10 protein-coding genes, 1 pseudogene and 1 riboswitch are annotated in these 10,070 nt (G+C 73.2%); of the genes and pseudogenes, 9 read left to right on the forward strand and 2 right to left on the reverse strand.

The genetic code is table 11. The features are described from left to right. Window positions 1-32: 32 nt before the first annotated feature. Genes AB0N17_RS34695 through AB0N17_RS34710 form a run of 4 tightly spaced genes read left to right on the forward strand, consistent with a single transcriptional unit; the run spans window position 33 to window position 4,894 of the window. On the forward strand, window positions 33-644 hold the full coding sequence (locus AB0N17_RS34695; protein ID WP_366015598.1) for a 2Fe-2S iron-sulfur cluster-binding protein: 612 nt from the start codon (window positions 33-35) through the stop codon (window positions 642-644). Then, window positions 641-1,633 (forward strand): xanthine dehydrogenase family protein subunit M, encoded by a 993-nt coding sequence (locus AB0N17_RS34700; protein ID WP_366015599.1) that lies wholly within the window; start codon window positions 641-643, stop codon window positions 1,631-1,633. The genes AB0N17_RS34695 and AB0N17_RS34700 overlap by 4 nt, the downstream gene beginning before the upstream one ends. Continuing rightward, window positions 1,630-3,759 (forward strand): xanthine dehydrogenase family protein molybdopterin-binding subunit, encoded by a 2,130-nt coding sequence (locus tag AB0N17_RS34705; protein WP_366015600.1) that lies wholly within the window; start codon window positions 1,630-1,632, stop codon window positions 3,757-3,759. The genes AB0N17_RS34700 and AB0N17_RS34705 overlap by 4 nt, the downstream gene beginning before the upstream one ends. Further along, window positions 3,752-4,894, forward strand: coding sequence for an XdhC/CoxI family protein (locus AB0N17_RS34710; RefSeq protein ID WP_366015601.1), 1,143 nt, complete (start codon window positions 3,752-3,754; stop codon window positions 4,892-4,894). Before AB0N17_RS34705 ends, AB0N17_RS34710 begins: the two co-directional genes overlap by 8 nt. 25 nt (window positions 4,895-4,919) lie before the next feature. Here the strand turns inward: AB0N17_RS34710 and AB0N17_RS34715 are convergent, their stop codons facing one another. Then, on the reverse strand, window positions 4,920-5,798 hold the full coding sequence (locus AB0N17_RS34715) for an MBL fold metallo-hydrolase (protein ID WP_366015603.1): 879 nt from the start codon (window positions 5,796-5,798) through the stop codon (window positions 4,920-4,922). Window positions 5,799-5,810: 12 nt separating this feature from the next. Then, a riboswitch (guanidine-III (ykkC-III) riboswitch) is annotated at window positions 5,811-5,878 on the reverse strand. 133 nt (window positions 5,879-6,011) lie between these two features. Here AB0N17_RS34715 and AB0N17_RS34720 point away from each other — a divergent pair. From AB0N17_RS34720 to rpmG, 5 genes are all read left to right on the forward strand, one after another. Further along, window positions 6,012-7,244 (forward strand): FAD-dependent oxidoreductase, encoded by a 1,233-nt coding sequence (locus tag AB0N17_RS34720; RefSeq protein ID WP_366015604.1) that lies wholly within the window; start codon window positions 6,012-6,014, stop codon window positions 7,242-7,244. A 290-nt stretch (window positions 7,245-7,534) separates the two neighbouring features. Beyond that, window positions 7,535-8,686 (forward strand): PP2C family protein-serine/threonine phosphatase, encoded by a 1,152-nt coding sequence (locus tag AB0N17_RS34725; protein WP_366015605.1) that lies wholly within the window; start codon window positions 7,535-7,537, stop codon window positions 8,684-8,686. A 69-nt stretch (window positions 8,687-8,755) separates the two neighbouring features. After that, on the forward strand, window positions 8,756-9,208 hold the full coding sequence (locus AB0N17_RS34730; protein WP_366015606.1) for a MarR family transcriptional regulator: 453 nt from the start codon (window positions 8,756-8,758) through the stop codon (window positions 9,206-9,208). A 12-nt stretch (window positions 9,209-9,220) separates the two neighbouring features. Continuing rightward, window positions 9,221-9,631 carry an SRPBCC family protein gene (locus AB0N17_RS34735; protein ID WP_366015607.1) on the forward strand — a complete coding sequence of 137 codons (411 nt, stop codon included), beginning with the start codon at window positions 9,221-9,223 and terminating at the stop codon, window positions 9,629-9,631. Between the two features lie 138 nt (window positions 9,632-9,769). Next, entirely contained in the window at window positions 9,770-9,934 is a 165-nt protein-coding gene (gene rpmG / locus AB0N17_RS34740; RefSeq protein ID WP_366015608.1) for a 50S ribosomal protein L33, read from the forward strand. A 42-nt stretch (window positions 9,935-9,976) separates the two neighbouring features. Here the strand turns inward: rpmG and AB0N17_RS34745 are convergent. Beyond that, window positions 9,977-10,070, reverse strand: a pseudogene (locus AB0N17_RS34745) (MoxR family ATPase); the annotation flags it as partial.

Genomic DNA, 10,070 nt, shown 5'->3' on the forward strand with positions numbered 1-10,070 from the left:
CGTCTGTCCTGGAAATGCGAAAGAAGCTGCTCATGGCCTCATCGGCGTCCAGTGTCATCACCCTGAAGATCAACGGAGAGAAGTACACACTGCCCGTCGATCACCGCACCACCCTGCTCGACGCGCTGCGCGAGCGTCTCGATCTGACCGGCACCAAGAAGGGCTGTGACCAGGGCCAATGTGGCGCCTGTACGGTCCTGCTGGACGGGCGCCGGGCCGTCGCGTGTCTGCAGCTGGCCGTGGCCGCCGAGGGCCGCGAGATCACCACCGTCGAAGGCCTGGCCGACGGGGAACGGCTGCACCCGGTGCAGCAGGCCTTCCTGGACCTGGACGGGTACCAGTGCGGCTACTGCACCCCGGGGCAGATCTGTTCGGCGATCGGGGTGATCCGGGAACACGCGGCGGGCTGGCCGAGCGCCGTCACCGGCGACGTCAGGCCCGAGGCGGGGCCACCGCCCCTGTCCGCGGAGGAGATCCGGGAGCGGATGAGCGGCAACCTGTGCCGCTGCGGCGCGTACGTCTCGATCGTCGAGGCGGTCGCCCGGGCCGCCGAAGCAGGGGCGGACGCGGAGCGCGGCGGCGAAGCGGGGACGACCTCGCAGCGCGCCGGCGTCGGCGCGGACGCGAAGGAGGCCGTGGCATGAGGGAGTTCGACTACCAGCGGGCGTCCGACGTCTCCGGCGCCGTCGCGCTGCTCGGCGCCGATCCGGACACGCGCTTCCTCGGCGGCGGCACCAACCTCGTCGACCTCATGAAGACCGGCGTCGAACGGCCCGCCCGGCTCGTCGACATCCGTGAACTCCCGCTCGACGACATCGAGTCGACGCCGGAGGGCGGGCTGCGCATCGGCGCCACCGTCACCAACGGCGACCTGGCCGCCCATCCCGAGGTCCGGCGCCGCTACCCGGCCCTGGCGCAGGCGGTGCTGGCCGGTGCGTCGGGCCAGCTGCGCAACATGGCCACGGTGGGCGGGAATCTGCTGCAGCGCACTCGCTGCGGCTATTTCACCGACGTCACCAAACCGTGCAACAAGCGGGTCCCCGGCAGCGGTTGCCCGGCCGTCGAGGGCGAGCACCACAACCACGCGATCCTGGGCGCGTCCGACCACTGCGTGGCCGTACACCCCTCCGACATGGGCGTGGCCCTGTCCGCCTTCGACGCCGTCGTCCAGTTCGAAACGGCGGACGGGCCAGGGGAGTTGCCGCTCGCCCAGTTCTACCTGCCCGTCGGTGACAGCCCGCACCGCGAGACCGCCCTGCCGCCGGGCGCGCTGATCACCCATGTGGTGCTGCCCGCCGCCCCGGTCGCCGCCGTCTCGCGCTACCGCAAGGTGCGCGAGCGCGCCTCGTACGCGTTCGCCATCGGGTCCGTCGCCGCCGCGCTCGACGTCCGTGACGGTGTCGTCCGCGACGTCCGCCTGGCCTTCGGCGCGGTCGCCTCGCGGCCGTGGCGGGCCGTGGCCGCCGAGCGCGTGCTGGCCGGCGCGCCGGCCGACGCCGAGACCTTCGCGGCCGCCGCCGACGCCGAACTGGCCGCGGCCCGGCCGCTGCCCCACAACGGATACAAGGTGACCCTCATGCGCAACCTCGTGGTGGCCGTCCTGTCCGAACTCGCCGAGGAGGCCACCCGATGACCACGGTCACCGCCGGAACATCCGTCCAGGCTCCCTCCGTCGGCACCGCGCACACCCGCGTGGAGGGCAGGGACAAGGTCACCGGAGCCGCCCGCTACGCCGGTGAGGTCCCCTTCGCGGACCTCGCGCACGGCTGGCTGGTGCTGTCCACGGTCGCACGCGGCCGCATCCGTGACATCGACGCCGACCCCGTGCTCGCCATGCCGGGCGTCCTGGCCGTCCTGGAGCACCGCAACGCCCTGCGCCTGGACACCGAGTACACCGGCCTCCTGGGGAAGCCGGACCCGACCTGCGCCGTCTTCCAGCACGACCGGGTGCCGCACCTGGGCTGGCCGGTGGCACTGGTCGTCGCCGAGACGTCCGAGCAGGCCAGGGAGGCCGCCGAAGCGCTCGTGGTGCACTACGAACAGGAGCCCCACGACACCGGCTTCGACGGCGAGCACCCGGACGCCTACCCGGTGGACGGCCACATGCCCGGGGTGACGGAGAAGGGCGACCTCGACGCGGAGCTGGCGTCGTCGGACGCCGTCGTGGACGCCGAGTACACCACCCCCGAAGAGCACCACAACCCGATGGAGCCGCACGCGGCGACCGCGCGCTGGGACGGCGGCCGGCTCGAGGTGATCGACTCCAACCAGGGAGCCACCTGGGTCGTCGGTGAACTCGCCAACCTCTTCTCGCTCGAACCGTCCGCGGTGCGCGTACGCTCCGAACACGTCGGCGGCGGCTTCGGCAGCAAGGGCGTCCGCGCCCACCAGGTCGCCGCCGTGATGGCCGCGACCGTCCTGCAACGGCCCGTGCGGGTCGTCCTGACCCGCCGCCAGATGTTCTCGCTCGCGGGCTACCGCAGTCCCACCACCCAGCACGTCAGGCTCGGCGCCGACGCCGACGGACGGCTGCGCGCCCTGGAGCACCGCTCCGTCAGCCTCACCTCCACCGTGCACGAGTTCGTCGAAGCGAGCGCCGCGCCGGCGCGGGTGATGTACGACGCCGACGCCCACCACACGGCCAACCGCGTGGTACGGCTCGACGTGCCCACCCCGACGTTCATGCGCGCCCCGGGCGAGGCACCGGGATCCTTCGCGCTGGAGGCGGCGCTCGACGAACTCGCCGAGAAGTGCGGGCTCGACCCGATCGAGCTGCGCCTGCGCAACGAACCCGACAAGGGGCCGGTCTCCGGCCTGCCGTTCGCCGGCCGCAACCTTCCCGACTGCCTCCGGGAGGGCGCCCGCAGGTTCGGCTGGGCGGACCGCGACCCGCGTCCGGGGCGGCGCCGGGACGGCCGCTGGCTGCTCGGCACCGGCATGGCGGCGGCGTCCTTCCCCTCGGGCGCCGCACCGTCGACCGCGACCGCGACCGCTCACCCGGACGGTACCTACACCGTCCGGATCTCCGCGGCCGACATCGGCACCGGGGCCCGTACCGCACTCACCCTGGTCGCCGCCGACGCGCTGGGCGCGCCCCCGGAGCGCGTCCGCGTCCGCATCGGCGACAGCGACTTCGGACCCGCGATGATCGCCGGCGGCTCCATGGGCACCCGCTCCTGGTCCTGGGCCGTCACGGCCGCGGCCGGCGAACTGCGTGAGCGGCTGGCCCTGGGCGTCGACATCCCCCCGGAGGGCGTCACGGTGCGGTCGGACACCACCGCGGCCATCGGCGCCCTCGCTCCGGCCGAACGCCATTCGTTCGGGGCGCAGTTCGCCGAAGTCGCCGTGGACGTCACCACCGGCGAGGTGCGGGTGCGGCGCATGCTCGGCGTCTTCGCGGCCGGCCGGATCGTCAACCCGCTCACCGCACGCAACCAGCTGCGGGGCGGCATGATCTGGGGCATCTCCATGGCACTGCACGAGGAGGCGGTCCGGGACCGTGCCTCGGGCGGCCACGTCGGTGCCGACCTCGCGGGCTATCACGTGGCCACCCACGCCGACGTGCCGCACATCGAGGCCGACTGGATCGACGACACCGACCCGGCCGACCCGGTCGGGATCAAGGGCATCGGCGAGATCGGCATCGTGGGCGCCGCGGCCGCCGTCGCCAACGCGGTCTGGCACGCGACCGGTGTACGGCACCGCAGCCTTCCGATCAGGCCCGACCGCGTCATCCTGGCGGGAGCGCCGCGTGTTTGACATCGCCGGTCAGCTGCTCGGCTGGTGCGAGGAGGGCCGGGACTTCGCGGTGGCCACCGTGGTGGCCGTCGGCGGCAGCGCACCGCGCGGTCCCGGCGCCGCCCTCGCCGTCGACAGCGCGGGCAGTGTCATCGGCTCGGTCTCCGGCGGCTGTGTGGAGGGCGCCGTGTACGACCTGTGCCGGGAGGCGCTGGAGACCGGCGAGAGCGTCACGGAACGCTTCGGCTACAGCGACGAGGACGCCTTCGCCGTAGGGCTGACCTGCGGCGGGACGATCGACGTCCTGATCACGCCGGTGGTCGGGCAGGGGCCCGCCCGCGCGGTCCTGGGTGCGGCGGTGACGGCCGCCGCCCGGGAGGTGCCCGCGGCCCTCGCCCGGGTCACGCGCGGTCCGGCCGAACTCCTCGGCCGTGCCCTGCTGGTGCGGGAGGACGGCACGTACGAGGGCGGTCTCGGCGGCCGTCCCGAGCTGGACCGGACGGCGGCGGGCGAGGCCCGGGCCCTGCTGGAGGCGGGCCGCACCGGCACCCTGGACATCGCGGAGGACGGCTCGCACTGCCCCGGCGGCGTCACCCTGCTGGTCGAGTCGAACGTCCCGCCCCCGCGCATGATCGTCTTCGGCGCGGTCGACTTCGCGTCGGCGCTGGCGCGGGCCGGCAAGTTCCTCGGCTACCACGTGACCGTCTGCGACGCCCGCCCCGTCTTCGCCACACCGGACCGCTTCCCCGGCGCCGACGAGGTCGTCGTCGACTGGCCGCACCGCTACCTGCGGCGCACCCCGACGGACGCCCGCACGGTGCTGTGCGTGCTCACCCACGAGGCCCGGTTCGACGTACCCCTGCTGAAGGCGGCCCTCGCGCTGCCCGTGGCGTTCGTCGGCGCGATGGGCTCGCGCCGCACGCACGAGGAGCGCAATCGGCGGCTGCGCGAAGAAGGCGTGAGCGAGAGCGAGTTGGCCCGGTTGCGGTCCCCGATCGGCCTTGACCTCGGCGCCCGTACGCCGGAGGAGACCGCCCTGTCGATCGTGGCGGAGGTCGTCGCCACCAGGCGGGGCGGGACGGGCGCCCCCCTGACCGGTGCGAAGACGCCGATCCACCGCGACCGGGCGGGGGAAGCCGAGGTGACGGCCGCCTGACCGGCCGAGGGGCGGCCCGGAGCGGTCAGGAGTGCGGGCAGAGGACGAAGTCGGAGGAGGCCTGCCGGGTGCGGTCGTCGCCGAGCCGGCCGAGCGCCTCCCGGATCCGGCGCAGGTGGGCGGGCGTCAGCTGGAGCGGGGGCTCGTCGGGCTGGTAGGTGGTGCGCACGGGGTAGTCCACGCCGGGCTCGCCGGTCATCTCGATGTGGCAGCCGAGCACATGGGTGACCGGCCGGCGGTCGGCGAACTCGATCAGGCGGTCGATGCTGCGGGTGAACGCGGGGACGTCCTGGATGTAGAGCCGGCCGGGATAGACGCTGTCGCCCGTCAGCAGCAGCCCGGTGGCCGGGTCGTAGAAGGTGACGGCCGCCTCGTGGTGGCCCGGGGTGGCCAGGCACTCCAGGACCCGGCCGCCCAGGTCGACGTGGGCGACCGCTTCCGGGTCCGTGTCGAACCCGAAGTACGGCCAGGCGGTGGCGCGGTCGGCGGCCACCACCGTGGTGCCGGGGCGGCCGGCGAACTGGCCGTCGCCCGCGACGTGGTCACCGTGGCCATGGGTGTGCAGCACGAGCAGGTGGTGGTCGTCCCGGGGATGCAGGGCGAGCCAGTCCGCGAGGAGCCCGTCGACCACCCGGCGCAGCGGGAAGAACTCGGCGGACTCCGTGGCGCCGGTGTCGATCAGCACGGCCCGTTCGTTGCCGCACAGCAGGAACAGGAACGGCGCCTCGTAGTGGACCGCCTTGTTCTGCCGCAGGACGAAGGTGTGCTCGTCGTAGGCGTGGACCTGGATGTCCGGGTCGGTGTTGTGCTTGGCCGAGGGCGAGCCGTGGATCCACCGCGCCGGCAACGGGCGTCCCCGGGGAGGGGTGGAGGTGAAGTCGATCGGGTGCGTGCCGGTGTCCACGATGTCTCCGCGCGTGCGTCGTCTTTGCGGGCCGGGTACGGCGCACCTCTCGTCCGGGGCAGGCACGTCCGAGCCGCCGCCCGGACGCTACCACGCGGCCCCGAGGCCGGCTGTGGGGCTGCCCGGCCCTGCCGGGACTCGGAAGGCGGGCCGCCGAGGAGTACAATATTCATCTGGCGATGAATTACTGCTCCGGCGAAGGGCAGGACTGCGATGGAGCGGACCACGTGCTGTGTGGTGGGAGGCGGCCCCGCGGGCATGGTGCTCGCCCTGTTGCTGGCCCGGGCCGGCGTCCACGTGACGGTCCTGGAGAAGCACGCCGACTTTCTGCGCGACTTCCGCGGTGACACCGTCCACCCCTCGACCCTGGCGCTGCTGGACGACCTGGGCCTCGCCGAGCGGTTCGCCCGGCTGCCGCAGCGCCGGGTGCGCACCGTCCAGCTGCCCGTCGGAACCGGCCGCTCTGCCGTGACGGTCGCCGACCTGGCGGTGCTGCCCGGCCCGTACAACTACGTGGCGATGGTGCCGCAGTGGGACCTGCTGGACCTCCTCGCGGACGAGGCCCGGCGCGAGCCGACGTTCGACCTGCGCATGAGCACGGAGGCGACCTCCTTCCTGCTGGAGTCCGGCCGGGTGACCGGGGTGCGCTACCGCACCTGCGACGGCCGCACCGGAGAGCTGCGCGCCGTCCTCACCGTCGCCTGCGACGGCCGCGGCTCGCTCGCCCGGTCCCGCCCGGAACTGGGCCTGCACCGCTTCAACTGCCCGATGGACGCCTGGTGGTTCCGCCTGCCACGCCACGAGGGCGACCCGCGCGGACTCGTCGGCGGCGTCGGCGACCGCTTCCTGACGGCGATGATCGACCGTGGCGACTACTGGCAGTGCGCCGCACTCATCCCCAAGGGCGCGGACACCCGGCGCCGGGCCGCGGGTCTCGACACCTTCCTCGCGGACTTCACCGCCGCCGTCCCCTGGATCGCCGGCCGCACGCACGCCCTGCGCTCCTGGGACGAGGTCAAGCTCCTCGACGTACGCCTGGACCGGCTGCGCCACTGGCACCGGCCCGGCCTGCTGTGCATCGGCGACGCCGCGCACGCCATGTCCCCGGTCTTCGGCATCGGGATCAACCTCGCGGTGCAGGACGCCGTGGCCGCCGCCCGCTATCTGGCCGAGCCCCTGCGCCGCGGGACCGTACGCCCGCGTGACGTGCGCGGGCTGCAACGGCGCCGCAGGCCGACCGCCGTCCTCACCCAGGCCCTCCAGCGGGCGGCTCACGCCCGCTTCATCGCCCCCGTCCTCCAGGGCCGGCCGCCCCTCGGCAGCGCGGCGAGGGCCCGGCGGCTGGCGCACCTGGTCGCCGAGTCGCGCTGGGTGCGGCGCGTCCCCGCCTACTTCATCGCCTACGGCGCACTGCGAGAACGCCCGCCCGAGGTGGCCGTCCGGTAGCCGCCGCGCCTTAGGCCCTCTCCTTCGGATCTTGCCGGGGTCGCGGGGTCTGGCACGCACATCTGCGGCGTTGTCGTCGGTCCCCAACGCTCCGCGTTGTCTCCCTCCTCCGCCTTGCAGCTGCACGCACCAGACCCCGCTCGGGTCGGCCGGAAAGCCCCGTCGGCCGGAGCCGGCCTGATCCGAAGGAAAGACCCTAGGTCGGCCGGATCCGCCGGGCGTGCGTTCGGCAGCCGTCACCCGGAGGGTGCACTGTGGAAGACGTGGACGTCCGGCGAGGCGCTGCGGGTATGCGGCAGCCGTGGCAGTCGAGCCATGCGCTGCTGGTGCTTCCCATCGCGCTCATCGTGGTCATCACCGTGGTGGACCAGCTGGTTCCGGCCGACGTCCACCTCGGTCCGCTGCTGGTCATCGCTCCCGCGATCACCGTCTCCTTCGCAGGTGCCTGGCTGACCGGGCTGATCGGGCTCCTGACCGTCGGCGCCCAGGCGTACATCGGCTGGCACTTCGGCGTGCTGTTCACGCGCAACGTACTGGTGCAGATCCTGGCCCTGGCCGTCCTGTCCGCCCTGACGGTGTTCTACTGCGTCATGCGCGAGCGCCGCCAGCGCCAGCTGGCACAGGTCCGCATGGTCGCCGAAGCCGCCCAGCACGTTCTGCTGTGGCCGCTGCCGGAGCGGATCGGCCCCATGAGCATCGCCTGCCTGTACCTGGCGGCCGAGGCAGAGGCGCAGATCGGCGGCGACCTGTACGCCGCCACCCCCACCGACAACGGCGTGCGGGTCATGATCGGTGACGTCCGCGGCAAAGGCCTGTCCGCCGTCGGCGAGGCCGCCCTGCTCATCGGTGCCTTCCGCGAGGCCGCGCACCACCACACCACCCTGCCCGAGCTGGCCGCCGCCCTCGAACGCAGCGTGGCCCGCAACCTGCCCAGCCTCGGATCAGACGAGGACCTGGGGGAGCGGTTCGCCACCGTGATGCTGGTGGAGATCCCCGACGACGGCCACGTCACCCGGGTCCTGAGCTGCGGCCACCCGCCGCCCCTGCTGCTCAGTTCCGGCAGCGCCGTCACGGTCCCCGTGCACCCGGCGCCCCCGCTGGGGATCCACGGGCCGTCCCCCGGGGACTACACCGTCGACGTGTTCTCCTTCGAGCCCGGTGACACCCTCCTGCTCTACACCGACGGCGTCATCGAGGCGCGGGACGCCGGCGGCACCTTCTACCCGCTCGCCGACCGCGTCGCCCGGTGGGCCGGGAGCAGCCCCGAGAAGCTTCTGCACCACATCCGCCGCGACCTGCTCGACCATGTGGGCGGGCGCCTCGACGACGACGCCGCCCTCATCGCGTTCTGCCGCACACCGAGCGCCCTCCGGGGCCACCGGCACGGAGCGGGCCTCCACGTCGGCGGTCTCGGGCACGGCACCAAGTCGGTCCCCGGCTGAGACGGACGGACGGCGGGCGCTGTTCATTGTTGCCTTGACAAGAGTTGTCGCGGCAACGATTCTGGGTGTGTGAGCAAGACGAGTGGACTTCACGATCACCTCGGCTACTGGCTCCGTCGTCTCTCCGACGAGGTCCACAGCCGCTTCGAGGCCGAACTCGACCGGCACGACGTCACCGTGTCCCAGTGGGGCGTGATGATCAGTGTCTTCCACGGCCACGACACCACCAAGGCCGTGGCCGCGCACATGGACATCGACCCGGGAGCCGTCTCCCGCCTGGTCGACCGGCTCGCGGCCAAGGACCTGATCCGCCGCGAGCCGGACCCCGCCTCCCGGCGCACGGTCCGGCTCGTCCTGACCGACCGGGCGCGGGCCCTGGTTCCGGAACTCGCCGAGATCGCCGACCGGAACGACGCCCACTACTTCGGCTCGCTCGGCGCCGCTCAGCGGCGGCAGCTGGAGCAGTGGATCCGGCAGCTGGTGGGCGAGACGCATCCGACAGCACCGCACGACACCCCTTGAAAGAAGCGCACGATGAGCATCGAGCCCTCCATCACCAAGACCGTCACCATCGACTGCCCGTACGAGAGGGTCTTCGCCTTCCTCGCCGACCCCGCGAACTGGCCCCGGTGGGCCGTCGTCAACGTCCGGTCCATCGAGCCCACCGACGACCCCGACTGGTGGCGCATGTCCACCCCGCTGGGCCCGGCCCGGCTGCGGCTGCGCGCCAACGCCGAGTTCGGCATCCTCGACCACGACTACGTCGACGAGACCGCCTCCTGGCGCGTACCGGCCCGGGTGATCCCCAACGGCGACGGCGCCGAATTCATGATCACCTTCCACCGGCCGCCGGCGTTCACCGACTCCTTCTTCAAGGAGCAGACCGATCTGGTCGACACCGAGCTGGCCGCCCTGAAGAAGGTCCTGGAGACGGCGGGGGAGTGACCCGGCCGGCGTCCCCGCGCGCCGGGAGGAAACTTGAGGGCGGGCCCGGAATACCCGCCCGAGGGGTGCTGTTGCATCCGCTGTGATTGGCATGCCCGGATCAAGATCGAAGCGGGGGGCCGGGCGGAAAGGAATCCCATGGCACGCAGCACCACGCGTCCCGTCGTCCGGCTGAAGTCGACGGCCGGGACCGGCGTCACCTACGTGACGCGCAAGAACCGTCTCAACGACCCCGACCGCCTCGTCCTGCGCAAGTACGACCCGGTGGCCGGCGCGCACGTCCCCTTCCGCGAGGAGCGCTGACACCGGCATCGCCCCGGCGGCGGGCGGACCGACGGCCATGGCCCGGACGATCCGCCGCTCCAGCTCCTCCTCCGGGAAGCCGATGTGCAGGAACAGGCACCGGCGGCGCAGCGCCTCGGACAGTTCCCGGCCGGCG

Source organism: Streptomyces sp. NPDC051133 (genome assembly GCF_040682635.1).
Lineage (GTDB): Bacteria > Actinomycetota > Actinomycetes > Streptomycetales > Streptomycetaceae > Streptomyces.